20 protein-coding genes, 1 tRNA gene and 1 pseudogene are annotated in these 21,686 nt (G+C 61.4%); 5 read left to right on the top strand and 17 right to left on the bottom strand.

Features of this window, described 5'->3' with window-relative positions:
- The 7 genes from HY17_RS10370 to HY17_RS10340 form a co-directional block, all read right to left on the bottom strand.
- On the bottom strand, positions 1–585 hold a 585-nt coding region (locus HY17_RS10370; protein WP_034766324.1), incomplete at its 3' end, for an STN domain-containing protein.
- A 192-nt stretch (positions 586–777) separates the two neighbouring features.
- Positions 778–1,104, bottom strand: a complete 327-nt coding sequence (locus HY17_RS10365) for a hypothetical protein (protein ID WP_034766323.1) — start codon at positions 1,102–1,104, stop codon at positions 778–780.
- 12 nt (positions 1,105–1,116) lie between these two features.
- Positions 1,117–2,115: an AAA family ATPase gene (locus tag HY17_RS10360; RefSeq protein WP_034766322.1), complete on the bottom strand. Its 999-nt coding sequence runs from the start codon at positions 2,113–2,115 to the stop codon at positions 1,117–1,119.
- A 173-nt stretch (positions 2,116–2,288) separates the two neighbouring features.
- The gene (locus HY17_RS10355) at positions 2,289–2,519 is read right to left on the bottom strand and encodes a toxin-antitoxin system HicB family antitoxin (RefSeq protein ID WP_034766321.1); all 231 of its coding nucleotides are present in this window, start codon (positions 2,517–2,519) and stop codon (positions 2,289–2,291) included.
- Between the two features lie 15 nt (positions 2,520–2,534).
- On the bottom strand, positions 2,535–2,948 hold the full coding sequence (locus HY17_RS10350) for a PIN domain-containing protein (protein WP_034766319.1): 414 nt from the start codon (positions 2,946–2,948) through the stop codon (positions 2,535–2,537).
- A gap of 41 nt (positions 2,949–2,989) precedes the next feature.
- Complete coding sequence (locus HY17_RS10345) at positions 2,990–4,804, bottom strand: P-loop NTPase fold protein (protein WP_034766318.1); 1,815 nt, start codon at positions 4,802–4,804, stop codon at positions 2,990–2,992.
- Positions 4,805–5,036: 232 nt separating this feature from the next.
- Positions 5,037–7,727 (bottom strand): FecR domain-containing protein, encoded by a 2,691-nt coding sequence (locus tag HY17_RS10340; protein WP_051599920.1) that lies wholly within the window; start codon positions 7,725–7,727, stop codon positions 5,037–5,039.
- Here HY17_RS10340 and trbL point away from each other — a divergent pair.
- From trbL to HY17_RS10330, 3 genes and pseudogenes are all read left to right on the top strand, one after another.
- Positions 7,670–8,455, top strand: coding sequence for a P-type conjugative transfer protein TrbL (gene trbL / locus HY17_RS10335; protein WP_197020263.1), 786 nt, complete (start codon positions 7,670–7,672; stop codon positions 8,453–8,455). The two genes, HY17_RS10340 and trbL, sit on opposite strands and share 58 nt — an antisense overlap.
- Before the next feature lie 18 nt (positions 8,456–8,473).
- Positions 8,474–8,641: pseudogene (locus tag HY17_RS20700) on the top strand (helix-turn-helix domain-containing protein); the annotation flags it as partial.
- A 62-nt stretch (positions 8,642–8,703) separates the two neighbouring features.
- Positions 8,704–9,831, top strand: a complete 1,128-nt coding sequence (locus tag HY17_RS10330; RefSeq protein WP_081813086.1) for a tyrosine-type recombinase/integrase — start codon at positions 8,704–8,706, stop codon at positions 9,829–9,831.
- A gap of 14 nt (positions 9,832–9,845) precedes the next feature.
- On the opposite strand, the gene HY17_RS10325 is transcribed toward HY17_RS10330, so the two are convergent.
- Positions 9,846–9,921 (bottom strand) — tRNA-Thr (locus tag HY17_RS10325).
- A gap of 369 nt (positions 9,922–10,290) precedes the next feature.
- Between HY17_RS10325 and HY17_RS10320 the strand changes: the two genes are divergently transcribed.
- Entirely contained in the window at positions 10,291–10,770 is a 480-nt protein-coding gene (locus HY17_RS10320) for a hypothetical protein (RefSeq protein ID WP_155843593.1), read from the top strand.
- Between the two features lie 252 nt (positions 10,771–11,022).
- The gene (gene metG / locus HY17_RS10315) at positions 11,023–12,759 is read left to right on the top strand and encodes a methionine--tRNA ligase (protein ID WP_034766314.1); all 1,737 of its coding nucleotides are present in this window, start codon (positions 11,023–11,025) and stop codon (positions 12,757–12,759) included.
- Here metG and HY17_RS10310 read toward each other — a convergent pair.
- The 9 genes from HY17_RS10310 to HY17_RS10270 form a co-directional block, all read right to left on the bottom strand.
- Positions 12,756–13,397, bottom strand: coding sequence for a hypothetical protein (locus tag HY17_RS10310; protein WP_051599916.1), 642 nt, complete (start codon positions 13,395–13,397; stop codon positions 12,756–12,758). The genes metG and HY17_RS10310 overlap by 4 nt on opposite strands.
- Before the next feature lie 48 nt (positions 13,398–13,445).
- The gene (locus HY17_RS10305; protein ID WP_034766313.1) at positions 13,446–14,096 is read right to left on the bottom strand and encodes a DUF938 domain-containing protein; all 651 of its coding nucleotides are present in this window, start codon (positions 14,094–14,096) and stop codon (positions 13,446–13,448) included.
- A complete protein-coding gene (locus tag HY17_RS10300) occupies positions 14,089–15,105 on the bottom strand; it encodes an aldo/keto reductase (protein WP_034766312.1) in 1,017 nt (338 codons plus the stop codon). Before HY17_RS10300 ends, HY17_RS10305 begins: the two co-directional genes overlap by 8 nt.
- A gap of 4 nt (positions 15,106–15,109) precedes the next feature.
- A complete protein-coding gene (locus HY17_RS10295; RefSeq protein WP_034766311.1) occupies positions 15,110–16,861 on the bottom strand; it encodes a class I adenylate-forming enzyme family protein in 1,752 nt (583 codons plus the stop codon).
- Positions 16,862–17,037: 176 nt separating this feature from the next.
- Positions 17,038–17,688 (bottom strand): hypothetical protein, encoded by a 651-nt coding sequence (locus HY17_RS10290; protein WP_034766310.1) that lies wholly within the window; start codon positions 17,686–17,688, stop codon positions 17,038–17,040.
- Positions 17,689–17,786: 98 nt separating this feature from the next.
- Entirely contained in the window at positions 17,787–18,428 is a 642-nt protein-coding gene (locus HY17_RS10285) for a hypothetical protein (protein WP_034766309.1), read from the bottom strand.
- A gap of 81 nt (positions 18,429–18,509) precedes the next feature.
- Complete coding sequence (gene dxs / locus HY17_RS10280) at positions 18,510–20,432, bottom strand: 1-deoxy-D-xylulose-5-phosphate synthase (protein ID WP_034766308.1); 1,923 nt, start codon at positions 20,430–20,432, stop codon at positions 18,510–18,512.
- Between the two features lie 39 nt (positions 20,433–20,471).
- Positions 20,472–21,368, bottom strand: coding sequence for a polyprenyl synthetase family protein (locus HY17_RS10275; RefSeq protein WP_034766307.1), 897 nt, complete (start codon positions 21,366–21,368; stop codon positions 20,472–20,474).
- A gap of 7 nt (positions 21,369–21,375) precedes the next feature.
- Positions 21,376–21,621, bottom strand: coding sequence for an exodeoxyribonuclease VII small subunit (locus HY17_RS10270; protein ID WP_034766306.1), 246 nt, complete (start codon positions 21,619–21,621; stop codon positions 21,376–21,378).
- Between the last annotated feature and the right edge of the window lie 65 nt (positions 21,622–21,686).

Genomic DNA, 21,686 nt, shown 5'->3' with positions numbered 1-21,686 from the left:
CCTCCTTAAGCAATTTTCCCGATCTGTCTCATGGTCGCTGACGGGGGACACCTCATCGCGCCCATAGATCTGCAGGGGCGAACTTTCCGGCGCCAGTCCCCGGAGGCTCGTCCCGGTCACGGTTACCTTGTCGGCGCGCAACACGCCGCTGGGCTCCTCTTCCGTCTCAGGTTCGATCCGCACGGGCGCAGCCGCTTCCTCCTGTTTGACAGGCTGGGGGCGTGCGTCCCGCCTTGCGGATTTTTCGGCTATTTCGCGGATGATGCGCGTGCCGCCCGGCGCGGTGACCGCCTCCAGCCCGCTCCCACCGAGAAGGGTCCGGAGGCCCTCATCGGGACTGAATGCGCCCTCAAGACCGGGGGCTGTCTTCCCGGAGACAATGTCTTCGGAAAACAGGACCGGGGTTCCCGATTGCTCACTGAAGACGCGCAATGCGTCTCCGAGGGCCTGCGGCGGGATGGAGAACCGGATCGCCTGCCCTTCCGATTGCGGATCCGCAATTGCGGTATACGGAGTAAAAGCCGGCACGAGCGAGAGCGCCGCAGCGCTGAGCAGCGCGCGTTTGAACGAATTGGTGATTTGCATGATCCCCTCTGGAATTGACCCTGAGCCCGGGCGCAGCCCTGCAGGCTGCGTTGCTCAAAGGGGTCAACAGATCAGTTGGCAGATCAGACGGAAAAATGTTTCTTACGTACAGCCATCTGCCGGAATAGTTTTTGACAGGCAGGCCATTCTGCGCCTGTGTCCGGCCTTGTCCGGCGGTTCATCGGGCTCATCTCAATTCTTCCGGGGCATCCTGAACAGCGTCAATATGGCGGCCGGGCCGCGTCTGTTACGATTTCGCAGCAATACCTTATCGGGACTGCTTCCCCTTCTGAGATTGACTTCGATATAGACACTTTCGGCAGCGTCAACCCGCTCATCCTCGGTGCGGTGCGCATCGGCATCCCGGAAAGCTGCCTCGAATTGCGCGGCGACCAGTGCGCCATGTTCGGCGCGAATGCGAGGCGCTCCGCCGCCTCCGATGTTCTGTCTTGGGGCCTGGTACTGGGTTCTGTTTACACGCCGGCTGATGTCGATATGCGGCTTGTCGAATTCAGGCATTGCGGATCAACCCTACTTCGCTGTTTGCGAAAAAGCTTCCCGCATTTCTCTTCGGCCGTTCAGGTAGCGAAGGACATCATCGGTCTTCAGCGTATCCCGTTCATCCAGAATTGCGCATTTTACCGCATCTTCCGCAGCCCTCACGATTTCAGACTGGCTGAGACCATGGGCAGCCTCGATGATTTTTTTCCAGCCAAGCCTCGGAAACTTCAGGGGGCGCAAATTCTTTGAGATCAGATCCCTGATCTGCGCCTCGGAAGGTGGATAAAATTGCAGGACGAGGTCGAACCGCCGCAACAGGGCGCGATCCAGGATTTCCGGATGGTTCGTCGCGCCGAGAAGCACGCTGTCCGTGGCGTTGGGCTCTTCCATGAACTGCAGGAAGGAATTCAGCACACGGCGCATTTCGGCGACGTCGTTGGCGGCTGATCGTTGACCGCCGATGGCGTCGAATTCGTCGAACAGGTAGACGCCGCGGCGCTTCAGGGTTTCATCGAAAACCAGGCGGAGCTTGGCGGCCGTTTCACCCATGAATCGGGTAATGAGGGACTCCAGGCGGATCACGAACAGGGGAAGGTGAAGTTCGCCCGCAAGTGCTTCGGCCGACATCGTCTTTCCGGATCCGGGAGGGCCGATGAACAGCACGCAACGGTTCGGCGTTTTCCCATGCTCCCGCAGCCATTCGCGCTTCCTTTGTTGACGAATGAGGTCCTCGAGTTTCTCCCGCAAGCCCTCATACAGCACGACGTCCTTGAGTTTCAGCTTCGGTTCCCGAAGATCGATCAGGGACTCCAGCTCGCCCCGCGGCTGTGAAAACTGTATCGGCACAGCAGCCCCGCGCGACTTCGTGCTTCGCGCCAGATCAACCGCACTGCGCAGCTCTTCAGCTGTGGTTCGATGTCCGCGGCGCGCTTCTGCAGCGGCGACTTGCAGGGCGATGGAGTAGAACTGCTCATCATCCCCTGCCGCCTTGCTCTTCAGCATCGCCAGAATTTGTTTCGTGTTGGACATCCCGGTTCCGTATCGCTCGCCTCTAGGGCAACGTTTAGTTAATTGCCCTGCGAGGCCATCATGGTCATCCCGTGGGATCTTCCGGATGAAGCCGTCCGGGATGGCCAGACCGGAGGATGTCAGGATGCCGACCCTTCCGCATCCCGATCCCGGCGCGGCAGCCAGCTTGATGATCAACCCTGCTGGGATTCCTTGAGCAGGGCCAGCATCGCCGCAGGATCGCTGCTCTCACGCAGATGCTGGAAGAAGGCCTCGGCCGTGGCTTCGCCTCCGACGCGATAGGCAATCGCTGCATTGATCCAGGCATTGATCGACACACCATCCGCTTCCGCGAGGCGCGCGACCTCAGTCTTGAGTGATTTCGGCATACTCAGGGCAAATCTTTGGCTCGCACTCGCAGCCATGTCACATCTCCTCTCTCAAATCATATCCTCAGGCCGGACAATTTTGATGGTCCTGGACTTCAGGACCGCTTTGACCTCATCCGGCCGGTTGGTGACAATCATCTCGGCCTTCCCACTCCTGGCGGTTGCGATCACATTCACGAGGTCAGGCGCTTCCGCAATAATTTCGGCGATATGCGCCATTTCGATGTCAACGCTCGTGACAAAATGGCTGAAGGAATCCAGGAGCTGACTGGCCTTGGCAGAGCTCAGCCTGACTTCGCGGCGCTGCACGGCACCCTGCAGGGCAACACCGTAATCTGCATGGAGTTCCGGCGAACAATAGGTTTTCAGCTTGCCACTCGCGATCCTGACCATGAGTTCATAGCTCGCTCCGCCGTCCGGCCGGCAACCATCCACAACCACGTCGATATCCAGTACGATTGACATGATCTATATAGATGATGTCGTATATGATGTCAAATATGATGTCATTCTGGTATTCCCTCCTCTATAGTCGCCTGAGCCAGCTCAAAGTAGCGTTTGCAGGCAGTAAGGCGTTCTTTTCCAAATCCGCTTTCCTCCGCCTCTCGAGCCGCCAGCTCCGCAACGACCGACCTCACAAAATCCCGTTCACCGGAAAGTGCCATGTTCAACGCTCCATACCGGTATCTCGCAAACATCGCTGAGGCGGCACCCTGCTGGCTTCGAGGGTCAAGCGCCACGAACCGGTCAACCCAGTCCGCAGGCCGGATGGCCGCAAAGACCGGGGAGTCAGCAAATTTGCCGCCACCGCCAGAACCGTGAGCGATGGCCTTCAGATACGCATCGGAGCCTTCTTCCATCAGGTCCAGCAGCTGAGGCGCATCGCCGGCCAGACTGGCATGAAAGACCTCGTGGCACCGGCCTTCGAGATAGGATTTCAGGCGCCTGAAGTCCGGATGATCGGGCTCTGAATAGACGACACCACTGGTGCCGCCATGGTCCAGGCGCTGGCTGACATCCAGCGGATCAATGGGGGCAAGCTCACCCTTCGCTTGGATGGCATCGACATAGGCTATCAATTCGTCCGCGACCGCGTCTTCCATCGTATCGATCAGGCCAAGACGTGCCAGACGGCGGCGGATCGAGAACAGGTGAAGGACAATTTCCGGCGTGTCATAGGCGTGGCCCGCGAATTCGGATTTATGGGTTTCGAGCGCCGCGCTGAGGACTTCGTCCTCCTGAAAGGCCCCGAAGGCGAGCACCTGCCAGGCAGGCGGTGGCCCGTCTTTCCGGAAGGGCGGCTGCAGATTGATGGAGGCCTGCACCTGCTTTGCGTCGAAGACACCATCCAGCAATGTTGCAACCAATATTTCATTGGACAGAAGCGGATCGAACAGATCGACCATCGCGTACCGTCCGTCTGCTTCCACAATCGGGCTGGACGCCTTGTCCTTGCCGCCGAGGCCTGAAAACATGGAGGCAAAGCGCGTCGAGCGCTGCATAATGCCCTCGCGGCCAAGACGCCCCATTTTGGTTTCGATCCCGAAGCCAAGCATCAGCCTCAGCAGGCGGTCCACAATGTCCGCCTCTGCCTTGTGTTCCGGCGCAAGCAGCCGATAGAGCCGTTCGAAGTCCCAGAGACTTTGTTGCAGGACCCGCAGATTCTCTGCCTGAGACCCCTCATAGATTCCGAGAACGGTCTCCGTTGAACGCTCGAGAACAGCCCGCGCATCCGGATCGGTGATCTTTGTAAGGAAGAAATTATAGGCGTCCGCGAGGGCGGACTGGACTTTCAGGGTGCGCCCGACGAGCTTCTCCCGCTGGGTCCGGAAGACTTCGTCCTCGTCCATCTTGTGATCTGTATTGGCGATCAGGACGATACGGCAATCGTCATGCTCAACGAACTCATTGATATAGCCAAGAATCGCGCCGATCGAGAGTTCGGCGCGTTCAAGGTCGTCGAACACATAAAGACCGCCCTTGATGCCATCGAGTATCTTTTCCAGCGAGAGGTCGCTTTCGACGCCCCCGAATTTCAGGACACTTTTCAGGACAGCACCGCCCACCCTGGCCGCCTTTCCCGTCATGGCGGGATGCACGGCCTTGAAGATGGCTGCGTCAATATCGGATTTCGTTTCGGCTCCGAACAGGCTCACATAATAGTAGCCGTTCTCGAGTTTGGCCTCGTCGAGGCACCGGCGCACGACGTAGGTCTTGCCGATCCCCCACGGCCCAGTGACAAGGACGGCATAATGAGGGGCGTGCTCTAGCCGGACATAGTCCACGAGCGCAGCTTTCAGGCCTGCGTTTGCGTCAGTCATTTACCCCCCGCTGCGATCCGGCAGGCTGGTACCTATATCACCCCCTGGTTGGATTCCCAGTGATTTCCGGATTGTGTTGGCCCGACGATCGTTTCCTATTTAAAACCAGACATGCGTCCCGGCCATGCCAGCTGCGGCTGCATGTATTCAGCGTCGTCCTCACTGGCGTTTATCGCCGGACAGACAAATTCCGGTTGGCACACGTTTCACGTACTGGCCTGAGCCTCTGCGCTCAATGAAAATCCCGGCTGTAAAAGAGCTTCTTCGCCTGCTCGCGAGGATGGCGGCCACCAGTCCCGTACCGCAACTGCTGTGCCCTCTGGAGTTCGGCGGTGATCTCTTCGGAGAGAGGTTTTCGTTCCGGACGCCGCGGCCCGTATTCTCCGGAAGGCGTGGGGCGTTTAACGTCGTCGGCATTGTCATGGGTCGGATCGATCAGGGTTCCGGCGCTGCTTGCATCCCCCAGCGTATCGAGCAGGCAGGAGAGATCCTCGATACGGGACGAAACCACATGCGTAACGATGCCTTCCCGCTGCAACCGGCCCGTCACACGGACAAGGCGTCCCGCCATCACCTGCTTGCGGTATTTTTCGAACGTGCCAGGCCAGACGATGACGTTCGAGACGCCGGTATCGTCTTCGAGGGTGAGGAAGATCACGCCGCTTGCCGTGCCCGGCCGCTGTCGCGTGATGACCAGCCCTGTGACAGTGATCCATTGCCGGTCCGGCGCATTGCGGATGGCGGCAGCTTCGGTGAACCTGCCAATCTCCGGACGGAGCAGCCTGACGGGATGATCCCGGAGCGTCAGCCGTGTGGCGACATAATCCTCGAACACTTCTTCCCGTTCGGACATGGCCGGGAGATCAGAAGCTATGGCGGGCAGCCCCTCACCCTCCCGTTCGAACAGCGGCAAGGGCTTGTCACCGCCAAGACCTTTGACCTCCCAGACGGCATCCCGGCGGCTGAGGCCATATTCCGCAAACCCATCAGCGCCTGCCAGCCGCGAGAGAACGCCGCGCCCAACGCCCGCCCTCCGCCAGACGGCATCGATGGAACGGTAGCCATTGCCGCGCGCGGCGGCGAGCCAGTGTCCGTCTTCTTCGGAAATCCCCTTGATCTGGCGAAAGCCGAGCCGCACGGCGAGCGATCCATCTCCTGCCGGTTCAAGCACATTGTCCCAATAGCTGCGTTCTGCGCAGACGGGCAGCACTTTGACGCCATGGGCGCGTGCATCTCGGATAATCTGGGCAGGCGCATAGAATCCCATGGGCTGGGCGTTCAGGAGCGCACAGCAGAACACTTCCGGATGGTGGCACTTGATCCATGAGGAGGCATAGACAAGCAGTGCAAAGCTGGCGGCATGGCTTTCCGGGAAACCGTAACCGGAAAAACCCTCAAGCTGCCGGAAACAGGTCTCAGCGAATGTGAGATCATAGCCATTGCGGAGACAGCCGGCGATGAAACGCTCGCGGAACGTCTCGACCGACCCTGGGCCCCTGAAGCTTCCCAACGCCCGGCGGAGCTGGTCCGCCTCGGTCGCCGTGAACCCGGCCGCGACAATCGCGATCTGCATGGCCTGTTCCTGAAACAGGGGCACGCCGAGCGTCTTGCCGAGGACCGGTTCCAGCGCCTCGGACGGATAGACGATTGCTTCCTCCTTGCGCCGGCGCTTGATGTAGGGGTGCACCATATCACCCTGGATCGGACCGGGACGGATGATCGCAACCTCGATGACGAGATCGTAGAAACAGCGTGGCCGCATGCGCGGCAGGAAACTCATCTGCGCCCGGCTCTCGACCTGGAACACACCGATCGTGTCAGCCACGCAGAGCATGTCATAGACCGCAGGGTCTTCCGGCGGCAGCGTGGCCAGAGAATAGCTCATTCCCTTCCATGTCCGCAGCAGGTCGAACGCCTTGCGGATGCAGCTCAGCATGCCGAGCGCGAGGACATCCACCTTCAGCATGCCGATGACATCGATGTCGTCCTTGTCCCACTCGATAATGGTCCGGTCGGCCATTGCGGCATTCTCAACCGGGCAGAGCTCGTCGAGCCGGCCGCGGGTGATGACGAACCCGCCGACATGCTGGGAAAGGTGGCGCGGGAACCCGATGATCTCCTTTGTCAGCGCGAGCGTCTGTTGGAGCCGCCGGTCGGCAAGGTCGAGCCCGGCAGCCTTTGCGCGCTCATCCGCAATGCCACCGCTGTTCGTGCCCCAGACCTGGCTCGCAAGGGCCGCGACGGCATCCTGCAGGCTCTCTCCGGGCATCTCGCCCGGCGGGGATTTGCCTTCTTCCGGCCGGGATCCGGTGACGCGGACCGAGCCCCTGATCAGGGTGACCGAGACGGAGCTTTCTTTGGCATGAATATCGAACTCGGTGCCAAGCGCCCGCGTGCGCGTGCCGGCGGCCTCCACGAGAAAAGGACGGTCAGCATGTTCGACCTCGAACAGGGCTTCGCCTTGTGTGAGGCGGATGAGGCGTTCGGTTTTCGAATAGAGGACGGTCAGCCTGGTGTTCGTGTTGAGCGTGATGACGGATCCGTCTTCGAGGGTGACCGCCTGCTGTTCTCCGATGGCGGTGGCATAGGTGAGCGGGCTGGGCCCTGCGCCGGGCTTGCGAAGGGTCATCAGGGCCGTGGCGGAGAGGAGGATGACGGCGGCCGCAGCGGCAAGGGCCAGCAGCGCCGACTTGCGGCCCCTGCCCGGCCTGGTTTCGCTTCCGGTCTCCGCCTGGGAAAGACTTGTCTGGTCGAGGATGCCGAGCGTTGTTTCGATCTCGCGATAGGCGGCGGCATTGGCCGGGTCCCTTTCCCATTCGAGAAAACGTTCCCAGATCGCCTGACTGACGTCCGCCGCCTGCAGCTCTGCAAACCAGAGGGCGGCGGTCTCCCGCCGCGCCGCCTCACCCCTTTTGTCCGTCATCGCTTTGCTCACTTATTCTCGGCAACTTCGCGCTCCTGTCGGACATTGTGTTCACGAGCTTCGCTCAGCTGGGCCTCAATGCCACCGGCGGCACGATAACAGCCGAGGACATCATGAAGCCGGGCTTCGTCGCCGCGACCGGCTTCGATGCGGCCCTGCCCCTGCTCGACGAAATCGAGAAACTCACCGGCCCGCTCGCCTTTTTCGAGAACTTCGTGATCATTGCGGTCCTGTTCCTTGCCTGGATCATTACGCTGCTGGCGTTCTTCTTCCTCGCAATCCAGCTCTTCGTCACCATCATCGAGTTCAAGCTGACGACGCTCGCCGGCTTCGTGCTGATCCCGTTCGCGCTCTGGAACAAGACCTCGTTCCTCGCCGAAAAAGTTCTCGGCAATGTCATCGCCTCCGGCATCAAGCTCATGGTGCTGGCGATCATTGTCGGCATCGGCTCGACCATCTTCTCCTCCATCACGTCCACCTTCCAGCCGGACGAGGTGACACTCGAACAGGCCGCCTCCGTCATCCTTGGTTCGCTCGCCATGCTGGCGCTTGGCCTGTTCGGGCCTGGCATTGCGACGGGGCTGGTCTCAGGTGCCCCGCAGCTGGGCGCAGGCGCCGCCATCGGCACAGCCGCGGGCGTTGCCGCCGGTATGCTCGAAGCTTTCCTGGCGAGCGACGCAGGGTTCCGAAAGGCGCGCAAGGCCCTGAAGGCCAGCCAGAAGGGCTGATCAGCGGGACACCAGGCCATGCACGAAGTCGATGAAACCGTCCGGCAGATGTCCAGTGAAATCGGGTTGCCTGTCTATCAGCGCTATTCGGAGGAAGAGGCTGCCCACCACCTCGGCATGTCAAAGCAGACTCTGAAAAGGCTGCGGGATGCAGGCCGGATCGGCTTCGTGCGGGTTTCGAAACGCAAGCTCTCATTCTTCGGATTTCAGCTGGCCGAGTATCTGTTGAACGCAATTGAGGAAACGACATGGCAAGATACGTCGACAGAGACCGATACCAGGTCGGCGAGTACTGGCTCGGCCAGCGCTCGGGGAGCCCGGCCTGGTACAGGATGTGGATCGACCCCAAAACTCGCAGGACCAGCCGCGCTAGCCTCGGCACAACGGATTTTGAAGAGGCAAAGGCCATCCTGAACGATTGGTTCGTCCTCAACCAGTCAAAGACGCAGGAAGCACCGGACGAAACCACGCTGGCAGAAGTCTTCGCTCGGTTTTACGAACACCATGGTCAACACCTCCGATCCGCTGTCGATATCCGCCGCACTCTTCGCTATTGGCTCGAATTCCACGGTGAGGCGACGATCAAGCAGGCGCTCCACCAGGATCAGCAGCTGAAATTCCGTAGCTGGTTGAGCAACGAAAAGAAGCTTTCGCAAAGTTCGGTCCGCAATGCCCTGATGATCGGAAAATCCGCGCTCAACTGGGCCTGGAAGCGGGGCGACATCGCTTCGGTGCCTTATGTGCAGCTGGTCAATCCACCAAAACCCGAACCCAAGGGGCGTCCGCTTGAAGTCGAGGAAGTCGCCAGGCTGCTTGATGCTGCCAGCGAACAGCACATACGCGTCCTGATTGCGTTTATGGTCGGGACTGCTGCCCGCACGGGCGCTATCCTGGACCTAAGCCTGACCCAGATTGATCTGGAACACAGGCTGATAAACCTGAACCCAACGGGCCGGGCGCAGACGAAGAAATACCGTCCAACCGTGAAACTCCCTGATCAACTCGCGCCTTATGTCGAAGCCCGCATGCAGGCATCAAAAACAGGCGCGCTAATCCAATACGATGGCTTTCCGGTCAGCTGCGTTAAGCGGAGTTGGGCGACGGCGAGGACAGCGGCCGACCTCCCGGGAAACGTGCAGACCTATTCCTTCAGGCACACGATTGCACGCTGGCTCAGAATGCAAAGTGTTCCGGCATGGGAAGTGGCCGCCCAACTCGGCCACAAGGCAGCTGAATACTCGACGACGGAGATCTACGCGCCATTCGATCCTGCATACCTGACGAAGGCGACTGAGGCGATCGACCTATTCTTGTGCCAAGTTGCGCGCCAATTGCGCGCCAGTACGATCTCTGAATTCCTGCTGAAATCGGCGTAAGGCCTTGTTTCCTATGGTGCCGGCTGCAGGACTCGAACCCGCGACCCTCTGATTACAAATCAGATGCTCTACCAGCTGAGCTAAGCCGGCCCATGAGGAAACCCGTCACTAATGGGAAGTGCGGCCGGATGCAAGCAAGTGCTCCACACCCAATCATCGAAGGCTGTGATTCCCGAGAGGCGATGGCCGTCCTCCGCCCCGGACCTGCCTTATTTGCCGCCAAAATTCACCTGAGGCGCGAGATCATAGCAGACCCAAGAGACTCACACCGATGATTTCAAAGGAATTTACGCGCTATTCGTGGATTCCTTTCAAATTCCTTGGCTCCGCCTCATTCGCCCCGGTGGGCGCACATTTCAGCCGCAAACCAGGCCTATCCCTTTGTTCATGCAAGGGCACAGGAACCGGAAGAGTTCCCAGGGATTGATGGAGCAAGAGATGAGCATGAAGGAGACCATTATGAAACGCACGCTGTTCGCTGCCGCAGGCCTCGGCCTGATAGGCGCCCTCGCTGCGCTGCCGGCTGTTTCCGATGCCCCCAAACCGCCACCGGCAGAGCCTGTCTATGTCGCGCGCAAGCCAGTTTGCGAGGACATGAAACTGTCCATTTATTTCCCCGCCTACGAGACGATGCTGTCGTCCTATTCCGTCCGCGCACTGAACGCGGCGACGAACAGCCTCGAAGGCTGTGCCGTCACCGATATCGACGTGGCCGTCGTGTCCGAAGAAGCCCACACCGATGCGGAACTGGCGCAGCTGTCTGAAGCGCGCGCTGCCGCCGTCCTGCAGGCCTTGTCGGACCGCGGCGTCTTCGCCCCGCGCATCGAGACGAGCTTTCACGAAGTCAACGCCAACGCAGCCTCGGCAGAAGTTCCGGTGGAACCAATGGCCCGCCGTGTCGATGTCAGCCTTGACGTAAAGCCGGTTTACGGCCTCTGAGACCCATTTCCTTCCTACCTCCAAACCGGTGCAGGTCAGATCACCGCGCCTGCACCGTTGACTGCCCCGGACCGGCCCTGCCGTTCCGGGGCTTTTCTTATGTTCCAGGACGCCAAGCCACTGTCCTGACGCAGGTTTTTGTCTGCTCCATTTCTTTCATTTCCAGCAGTCCGCGTTAAAAGACAGGCTCCGCAGGGCTGGAAGGCCTGAATCGCGGCCCTGAAGGCTCAAAACGGAAAAGACTGACACCCAATGACGCAATCCCGGCGCATCCTCGTCACCTCTGCCCTGCCGTACATCAACGGCGTCAAGCATCTCGGCAACCTGGCCGGCTCGATGCTCCCGGCTGACGTGTATTCCCGCGTGATGCGCCTGCTGGGCCATGACGTAACCTATATCTGCGCCACGGACGAGCACGGCACGCCCGCGGAGCTCGCCGCGCAGGCCGCAGGCGTCAGCGTTCAGGAATATTGCGACGAGCAGTATGAGATCCAGCGCAAGGCCGGCGAAGGCTTCAGCCTGGCGTTCGACTGGTTCGGCCGCACCTCGCGTCCGGCGAACCACGCCGTGACCCAGCATCTTGCCCAGGCACTGGAAAAGCAGGGCCTGATCGAGGAGCGGACGTCCAAACAGGTCTATTCCGTCGATGATGGCCGTTTCCTGCCGGACCGTTATGTCGAGGGCACCTGCCCGACCTGCGGCTTTGAAAAGGCGCGCGGCGACCAGTGCGACAATTGCGGGCGCCTGCTCGACCCGGTAGACCTGATCGATCCGTATTCGGCGGTTTCCGGCAGCCGGAACATCGAGATCCGCGACACGAACCATCTCTACCTGCTGCAAGGCCAGATGCAGGACCGCATCCGCGAATGGGTGAAGAGCAAGGGCGCCCAGTGGCCGAGCCTCGCTGTCTCCATTGCCAACAAATGGCTGGATGAGGGCCTGATTGCCCGCTCCATTACGCGCGACCTCAGCTGGGGCGTCAAAGTGACGGATAAGGACGGGAACCCGCGCCCGGGCTATGAGAACAAGGTCTTCTATGTCTGGTTCGATGCGCCGATCGGCTACATCTCCGCCACGCAGGAATGGGCCGAAGCCACGGGCAATGACTGGGAGCGCCTCTGGAAGACCGACAAAGGCGCCGATGAGGTCGAATACGTCCAGTTCATGGGCAAGGACAATGTCGCCTTCCACACCGTGTCCTTCCCGGTCACGCTGCTCGGCTGCGGCGAGCCGTGGAAGACGGTCGACAAGCTGAAAGCCTTCAACTGGGTCACCTGGTATGGCGGCAAGTTCTCCACCTCCATGAAGCGCGGCGTGTTCATGGATCAGGCGCTGGAACTGCTGCCAGCAGACTACTGGCGCTGGTACCTGATCTCAAACGCGCCTGAGGGCTCCGACGCCGCTTTCACGTGGGAAGGTTTCCAGGCAGCGGTGAATTCCGACCTTGCGAACGTGCTTGGCAATTTCGTGAACCGCATCACCAAGTACACCGCGTCCAAATTTGACGGACAGGTGCCGGATGCCGGCACACCGGGCGAAGCCGAGGCATGGATGGTGGCGGAGCTGAAAGAACGCCTGCCCCGCCTGATCGAGCATTATGAGGCAATGGAGTTCCGCAAGGCAGCTGCCGAAACCCGCGCGATCTGGGCTGCCGGGAACGAGTATCTCACCAAGGCCGAGCCTTGGGTGAAGTACAAGACGGATGTGGATGCAGCCGCCGTCGGCGTGCGCGCGGGCCTGAACCTTGCCGCCCTGTTCGGCATCATCGCCCAGCCGATCATTCCGGGCGCCGCGAAGAAGATCCTCGATGCGCTAAACATCCCGGAAGAGCGCCGGAACTTCCCGGCAGCGGATGCTGACTTTGCCGGCCTGCTGGACGCCCTGCCGCACGGCATGGCGATCTCTCCGCCGGAGGTCCTGTTCCAGAAGATCGAGGATACCCACGTCGCCGAGTGGACCGAACGCTTCGGCGGCGGGAACGCTGGCTAGGACTCCCCAGAGGAAACGTCTTCGGCCTGGCCGCCGGACGCTTCTTCCGGTCCGGCCTCATCCTTTAAGTCTTCCCTCAGGGCGCGCAGCCGTTCCCGGTAGTGTTCGGCATCGCCATATTCCGAGAACCCGGCATAGCGCGCATGCGTTCCGATCACGCGGCGTGCCTGCTTGATCGGACACCAATATTGTTCGGTACGCGCGGCCACTTCCCGCACATAAGCGATGACACCGTTCGCATAGGAACAATAGGCGCAGTTCAGCTTCTCCATCGCATTCAGGTAAGCGAGGCTCTTGCGATCGAACACCAGATAGTCCCGGCGCCTGACCTGCGGGATGCCGTACACCCGGAAACAAATGGCTTGGTAAAGCGACACCCATAGGTCCAGGACCACAAAGGCCACGATCAGGGAATAGATCACCGGCGCCGTCACCACGACCCAGAACCGTGCGCTCAACAGGTAGGGTATCAGGGCCTTGCGCAGCTCATGGTGCCTGCGGATCACTTCCTGATCGAACAGGACACGGCCGCGTTCCAACCCATAACGGAAGCCCGCCCGCTTCTTGGCAAATTCCGCTTCTAGTTCCAGCTCAAGCTCATGAATCTTGCCAAGTATGCGGTCTGTGTAATCAGACATGTTTTCCCGATGCTCCCAGTTGCTGGTGTTGGATCGGGACCGGACCGGTCACGACCGCCTGAACAGGACCGACAGATTATTTGCCGGCATCTCGACAACCGACTCAAGCCTCAGCCCTGACGCTTTTGCCAAAGGCACGATCTGCATGTCGAGATCACGCACGCCCCAGGCCGGGTCACGCGACTGAAGGTTTTCGCCGAACGCGGCATTTGACGGGGCGATCTCGCCATTGCGGGCATAGGGCCCGTAGAGGAACAGATGCCCGCCCGGCTTCAACAGTCGCCCGGCGCCTCGCAACAGGCCTTCCGTCGCCGCGAAGGGCGAGATGTGGACCATGTTGACGGATACGATCAGGTCCCACGCCCTGCTTTCCACTTCGCCCCAGTCATCGGACGAGGCGTCGATGATCAACGGACCTGACAGCCGCTCATGCTCGGCTGCTTGTCGCCAGGCCTGCTGGCTGGCACGGCCGGCGGCATCGATGTCGGAATAGGTCCAGCGCAGGCCAGGGAATGCATCCGTCAGGAACGCGCCGTGCTCCCCCGTACCGGACGCAATTTCCAGCACATCCCCAGCGGTCAGGCCATGCGCTGTGAAAACATCGCGGATGGGTTCACGGTTGCGCGCGGTTGAGGGCGCGTAGCGGCGCCCGTCGCCGCCGTCCGACCGGTCTTCGAGCGCGACCGGCTTCTCAGCCATTCGCCTGCTCGAAATCGTACATCTCGGTTGTGACCGATGCCTGGCCCATCGCATTATAGCGCGGTCCCACGGCCCGCTCCGGTGCGAAGTGCGCATCGAGACGCGCGACCTGTTCTAGCGTCAGGGTCACCTCCGCGGCGCGGTGGTTTTCTTCCAGATGCTTCAGGTTCGTCGTACCAGGAATAGGCAGCACATTCAGACCCTTGGCCAGCGTCCAGGCGATGGCGAGTTGGGCGACGGAACAATCCGCCTCCTTCGCTACCGCCTTTGCTTCCTCGAGCAGAGGCAGGTTGCCGGCATAATTCTCAGCGTTGAAGCGCGGGAAGATGCTGAGGCGCATGTCCGATTCATGGAACTTGGCCGGGTCTGCCGGCGGATCGGCAAGGAAGCCACGGCCAACCGGCGAGAACGCCACGAGCGCCGTGCCCAACTCCTCACAGGCCTGCATCACCGCGATTTCCGGATTGCGCACCCAGAGGGAATATTCCGACTGCATCGCCGCGATGGGATGCACTGCTGCCCCTCGCCGCAACTGCTCAGCGCCCATTTCCGAGAGGCCCGCGAACCGGATCTTGCCTTCGGAGACAAGGTCCGCCAACGCACCGACGGAATCCTCGATCGGTACCATCGGGTCAGGCCGGTGCAAGTAGTAGAGGTCGATAACGTCCGTCTTCAGACGTTTCAGGCTCGCCTCGCAGGCCGCCTTGATCACCTCCGGCCGGCCATCCAGGATGCGCTTGCCATCCCGGAAGCCCAGCACGCACTTGCTGGCGAGGAAGAAATCCTGCCGGTGAGACCCAAGGGCCTCACCGATCAGTTCCTCGCTCCGGCCGAAGCCGTACAGCGTCGCCGTGTCGAAGAAATCGCACCCGAGATCGAAAGCCTTCACCAGCAGCGCTTTGGCTTCGTCCTCCGGCAGCGGCGGGCCATAGGCATGGCAGATGTTCATGCAGCCAAGGCCGACTGGGTAAACTTCCCGGTCTCCGATCTTGCGACGTTGTACGCTCATTCGATTATCCCCGTGGTGTGAACCGCTCCCGCAGCTCGTTTTTCAGGATCTTGCCGTTGGCGTTGCGCGGCAGGGGCTCGTCCAGGAACTGGATCTCGACCGGCACCTTGAACGCGGCCAGCTGGTTGGCGACGTGGGCACGCAGCTCATCCTCCGTCACACTCATGCCGGGCTTCAGCTGCACGACAGCGCCGACCTCCTCACCCAGCACCTTGTGCGGGATGCCGACAACAGCGGCGTCCATGACGGCCGGGTGGTCGTACAGCGCGCTTTCCACTTCGATGCTGTAGATGTTCTCGCCGCCGCGGATCAGCATGTCCTTGGCCCGATCAACCAGGTAGAGGAAACCTTCCTCGTCGAGGCGCGCAAGGTCGCCCGTAACGACCCAGCCATTGCGGAACGTCTCAGCCGTGGCATCCGGGCGGTTCCAGTAGAGCTTGCAGTTCGACGGGCTCTTGCACCACAGCTCGCCGACTTCACCAGCGGGCATCTCGTTTCCGTCCGGATCGCAGATCTTCAGCTCCACGGCTGCCGGCGGCGCTCCGGCGCTGGTCGGCCGGTTCACATAGTCTTCGCCAATGTTCAGCGTGACGGTCGCGCAGGTTTCCGTCATGCCCCAGCCATTACCAGGGGCGGCGTTGGGCAGGCGGCGCTTGATGGTGGATACGAGTTCGGGCGCAGACGGCGCACCGCCATAGGAAACCACTTCGATCGAGGAGAGATCGTACTTTTCGCGGTCCGGATGTTCCAGCACCTGCCAGGCAATCGCCGGCACACCGCCGACACTGGTAATCCGTTCACGCTCGATGATCGGCAGGGCCTGGCCTGCGTCCCATTTGTACATGGTGACGATCTTGTCGCCGCGCAGGGCGGTCGGGATCAGGATCGCGAAGGAACCGGTCGCATGGAAGAACGGGATCGACATCAGTGTCGCCCGCGACACGTTCGGATCGGGTTCCGGTACCGCCTCGCCCTTCCGCAGATACATCCGGGCCGTGCAGGTCAGCGAATTGAACATGTTCGCGATCACGGCGCGGTGGGTCGCCAGCGCGCCTTTCGGCTTTCCCGTCGTACCGGACGTATACATGATCGTTGCGTCGTCATCCGGGCCGACATCCACCGCCGGCATGCCGAGTTCCGGGAGGTCAGCCCAGGAATTCGCCGGGCCGATGGCATCTTCCATGGAAGAGACGCACGGATGGTTATGTTCGTCGCCGGGCTCGCGCGCGATGATGACGTGTTTCAGGTCCGGCAGGTCTTCCATATGCTCATGGATGCGCTCGTAGATCTGCGGATCGACGACGGCAGCCTTCACGCCCGCGAAGGACAGGCCGTATTCCAGTTCCTCGCCGGTCCACCAGGAGTTCATGGGCGTGGCGATCGCGCCGAGGCTGAGGGCCGCATAGAAGGCCACCGGCCATTGCGGATAGTTGCGCATGATCACGGCGACGCGGTCGCCCTTGGCGATGCCGTACTTGTCGCGCAGCGTGGCAGCGAAGTTCTCCACCGCCCGCAACATCGCCTTATAGGTCACCCGCTCATCCTGATAGACGATGTAGTCCCGGTCCGGGTGGGTCATCGCGGCCAGGAAAAGGATCGAGTGGATGTTCGGCGGCGCGTTCGTGTAGCCCTTCGACGGAATGCCATCGATGACCGTATCTTCCACCTCAACCGGAGACCCGGCAGCGGCCAATGCGGCGTTGGCCTCGGCGATGGACATGGCGGGCCAATTTGGGGGAAGCAGCTCTGATGACATGGGTTTCCTCGGGAAGGTTATATGGTTCGCGCCACACAACCACGCCGAAGCCCAGGTTTGAAGAGGCCGCGAGGCCGCGGATCAGGGATTCCGGCACTTTACCTAGCGGAAAGAACTGCAGAAATCTTCCTGAACCGCGCTCGCGCGCTGCAATAAATGTTACAGCCTGAAAGGCTTTACTTCCCGAAATCGCAGAAACGGAGTTCGTGATAGGTGCCGTCCGGCTCGGTGACGTCATAAGCCCGGCCGGTCAGGGAGTCGCCCTCGCAGAGGTAGCCGATCTGATACATGGCCAGCAGGGCTTCATTGTCCGGGGTCAGGTCGTTCGCCAGCATCAGGTCGATTGCGTCGTCATGGCGGCCGAGTTCCATGAGGATATTGTACTTCTGCATCCGGGTCGTTTCCGGCTGGGCGAGGAGAGCGTTCAGAGACGTCGCCTTGCCGCGTGCGCTGTCCAGCATGGAAGCGGCCGCGGTGCTCCACTCGGTATCGCTGTAGTCCGCCAGGATCTCCTCGAAGTCCTCGATTGCGCCCATCGTGTCATAGCCATGCTCACCAAGGCGCAGCTCACCCCGGCGATAAAGCACCTCTGCCAGCTGGTCGCGGTCCAGTGACGGGTCGCCGGTCAGCTGGGTCAGCCGGTCAATCGCCGCCTGCGTGTTGCCTGCCGTCACCAGTTCTTCGACAGTCTGCATCGCCAGTTCGTAAGGCGACATGACCGTCGTCGTGGACACCGCGGCAGCCGTTTCGGCTTCCGGTACAGGTGTCGAACTACAGGCGGCCAGGACAAGGGCGGATGCGGCGGCGGCAAGGCTGAGGCGAATCATGATCGGAAGCTCCGTACAGGCATATTGAGGCAATGACCCTGTTGTTAGACGTGCAACACGTACGGCGGCAGGGCCGGATTGTGAATTTTGTGTGGTCTTTACGTCCCGGTGTCTTGCGGCTCTGCCTCCGCTTCGACCGTTTCAGGGAGCGGATTGCACCAGGTGAGGCCGTCCAGCCAGTCGCGCGCGTCGCCAGCGCCCTGTACCGGTCCACCTGCCCCGTCCGGTCCACAGACGAAGCCCGCATCCTTCAGCTTTTGGGTTTGCGTTTCATCGGGACTGATTCCGGCTTTCTGGTATCGGCGCGCCGGCGCATCACGCTCGCCGAGCGTCCATGAGACATCGAACCATTGCGGCAGGGTCAGCATGTAGCTGAGGCGCGGCTCCAGCGCTTCCAGGTCTGAGCGCGCAAGGTCCAATTCGATTTCTGCCTGCCCGGCGCGCTGATGCTCCGGCGCGAGCGCCAACATCGCCTCGAGGTCCGCAACCGCTCCGCGCCGGTCATCCCCGGCAAGGCGCCGCAAACTGCCTCGCTGGTAGAGCGCCTCGGCCCGCTCCTCAGTCTTCAGCTTCGGATCGGCGAGCAGCGCTGTCAGGGCCGCATCCACTTCATAGGGATTGCCTGCCGCTTCAGCGGCGGCGAGGCGGTCTGCAAAAGGCAGGGCCGGCTGTGGCGCCGTGGCGCAGGCGGCAGCGGCGGCCAGCATCAGGGCCGCCAGACAGGAACGGTAAGAACGCATGAGAGCACCTAACCGGGCTTCGACCGGCCTCGCAAATTGCATTTCAGTTAGGCAATGACTCTGGCGAATTTCAGGCCTTCGCTAGGCTCTGGCGAGGCGCTCGATCTCTGCGATATCACCCCGGCCGAGTGCTTCGATTGCACGGGCCGCGATGTGCCGGGCATTGAGGCCGGCAGCCTCATACATGTTGTAGGGCGTGTCCTGATCCTGGAACTCGTCCGGCAGGGCCATCGGCCGAATCTTCAGTCCACTGTCGAGCCCGCCGCTGCGCGCGAGGTACTCCAGCACGAAACTGCCGAAGCCGCCCATGGCGCCCTCCTCGATCGTGATCAGGACTTCGTGCTCTTTCGCAAGGCGGTCGACCAGGTCTGTATCCAGCGGCTTGGCGAACCGGGCATCGGCGACCGTGGCCGACAGGCCCTGTGCGGCCAGCATGTCAGCCGCCTTCATCGCTTCGCCAAGGCGTGTGCCATAGGAGAGGATCGCGACGGCTGTGCCCTCACGGATCACCCGGCCCTTGCCGATTTCCAGCGGCGTCAGGACTTCCGGCATATCGACTCCAACGCCTTCGCCGCGCGGATAGCGGAATGCGCTCGGCCGGTCGTCGATTTCCAGCGAAGTCAGCACCATGCGGGCGAGCTCTGCCTCATCGCCTGCGGCCATGCAGATCATGCCCGGCAACGCGCCGAGATAGCCGATGTCGAAACTGCCGGCATGGGTCGCCCCATCGGCCCCGACGAGGCCAGCCCGGTCGATGGCGAAACGCACGGGCAGTTTCTGGATGGCCACATCGTGGACAACCTGATCATAGCCGCGCTGCAGGAAGGTCGAGTAGATCGCACAGAATGGCTTCATGCCATCTGCTGCGAGGCCCGCGGCGAAAGTTACGCCATGCTGCTCCGCGATGCCGACATCGAAGTGACGGTCCGGGAACTTTGCGGCGAAAATATCGGTTGAGGTGCCGGACGGCATGGCTGCCGTGATCGCGCAGATCTTGTCGTCTTTCTCTGCCAGCTGCGTCAGCGTCTGGCCGAAGACCTTCTGATAGGCTGGCGCCTTCGGTTTCGGCTTGGCCTGCTCGCCCGTTATGACGGAGAATTTCGAGACGCCGTGATACTTGTCGGCGGAGTTTTCGGCCGGAGCGTAGCCCTTGCCCTTCTGCGTGACGACATGGATCAGGATCGGCCCGTCGCGCATCGCCTTCACATTCTCGAGGATCGGGATCAGCACGTCGAGGTCATGCCCATCGATCGGGCCAACATAATAAAAGCCCAGCTCCTCGAACAGCGTGCCGCCCATGGCGAAGCCGCGCAGGAACTCCTCGGCACGCCGGGCCGGGCTTTCGAGGCCCATCGGCGCAACGACTTTCTTCGCGATCCGGCGCAGGCCGCGATAAGGCCGCGAGGAGACAAGCTGCGAGAGATGGTTGCTCATTGCACCGACCGGCGGCGCGATGGACATGTCGTTGTCGTTGAGGATGACGATCAGGCGCGACTTATCGGCGCCGGCATTATTCATTGCCTCATAGGCCATGCCGGCAGACATGGAGCCGTCACCGATCACTGCGATGACATTCGAGTTCTCACCCTGGATGTCTCGCGCCTTGGCAAAGCCGAGCCCGGCGGAGATCGAGGTCGAGGCGTGGGCGGCGCCGAACGGGTCGTATTCGCTCTCGGACCGCTTGGTGAAACCGGAGAGACCGCCGCCCTGGCGCAGCGTGCGCATGCGGTCGCGGCGGCCGGTCAGGATCTTGTGGGGATAACACTGGTGGCCGACATCCCAGATCAGCTTGTCCTTCGGCGTATCGAAGATCGAATGGATCGCCACGGTCAGCTCAACCACACCGAGACCGGAACCAAGGTGCCCGCCGGTCACCGACACCACATCGATGACCTCTTCGCGCACCTCATTGGCGATCTGTTTCAACTCGGCACGCGAGCGACCTTTGAGGTCCTCGGGCGAGTTGATCGCGTCGAGCAGGCGGTTGGGTCGGGTGTCGGTCATCGTTCTATCGGACCTTCTGGGTGACGGCTTTCTGTCTGTCTAGTGTGTTCTATCAAGAACAAAATCGACTGATTGCAGCAGTATATTGGCCTTTTCGCGGAAAATAGCGAGGTGTTCCTTCGCCTGCTCCGCCAATAGTTGCACCCGCTGACGTGCCCCATCTATGCCCAGAATCGTAACGAAATTAGCCTTTCCGGCGTCTTCATCCTTGGCCAGGGCCTTGCCGACCGTTTCTTCATCACCGGTTGCATCCAGCAGGTCATCGGCGATCTGGTAGGCAAGTCCGAGATCGTTCGAAAAGCCTGCAAGGGCGCTGCGTTCATGCTCGCGCGCGTGGCCGATGATTCCCGCCGCCTCCGTGGCGTAGGAGATCAGCGCCCCGGTTTTCAGGCGCTGCATACGGGTGATCGTGTTCAGGTCGCGGGGGCTGTCGCTCTCCAGCATGTCGATCATCTGGCCGCCCACCATGCCGCGCGCGCCGGAAGAATCCGCCAGCCGCTCGATCAGCATGGCCCGCACTTCGGCATCCGGGTGGGTCTCCCGTGAGGCGAGAATCTTGAAGGCCAGCGTCAGTAGCGCATCGCCCGCCAGCACAGCCGTTGCCTCATCAAAAGCCTTGTGAACCGTCGGCTGGCCGCGGCGAAAGTCATCGTCGTCCATGCATGGCAGGTCGTCGTGCACCAGTGAGTAGCAGTGCACGCATTCCAGCGCGGCAGCGGCTCGCAGGAGCGATTTCTCCGGCGCGTCGAACATGGCACCCGCTTCCAGCAGGAAGAAGGGCCGCATGCGTTTTCCATTGGCGAGGGCGGCATGGCGCATCGCGCGCATCAGGTCCGCCTCCGGCCCGGACGCCGGCGGGATCAGCTGGTCCAGCGCCACGGTCACCTTGTCGGCAACTTCCTTCAGGCGCAGGTCGAAGTCGATCACCTCCCCCATGGCAGTCCTAGTCGAAGCTTGCGGGTTCGGTGGACGGGCCTCCGGCGCCTTGTACGATCTGCTCGACCTTCAGTTCCGCCGCCTTGAGGCGCGCTTCGCAATGCGCTTTCAGCGCTGCGCCGCGTTCGTAGATGGCGATCGACTTTTCCAGCTCGACCTCACCGGCTTCCAGCTGGCGCACGATGCCTTCCAGTTCGGCAAGCGCTTCTTCGAAGCTCATCTTGTCGACGGGTTTTTCCTTCGGGTCTGCCATGTCGCCTCACGTTTCGGATCGACCGAACACTAGAGCGGTGCCCGACCCATCACAACCTTTTCCAA

Source organism: Hyphomonas sp. CY54-11-8 (assembly GCF_000682735.1).
Lineage (GTDB): Bacteria > Pseudomonadota > Alphaproteobacteria > Caulobacterales > Hyphomonadaceae > Hyphomonas.
This window is presented reverse-complemented; position numbering and strand designations above follow the sequence as displayed.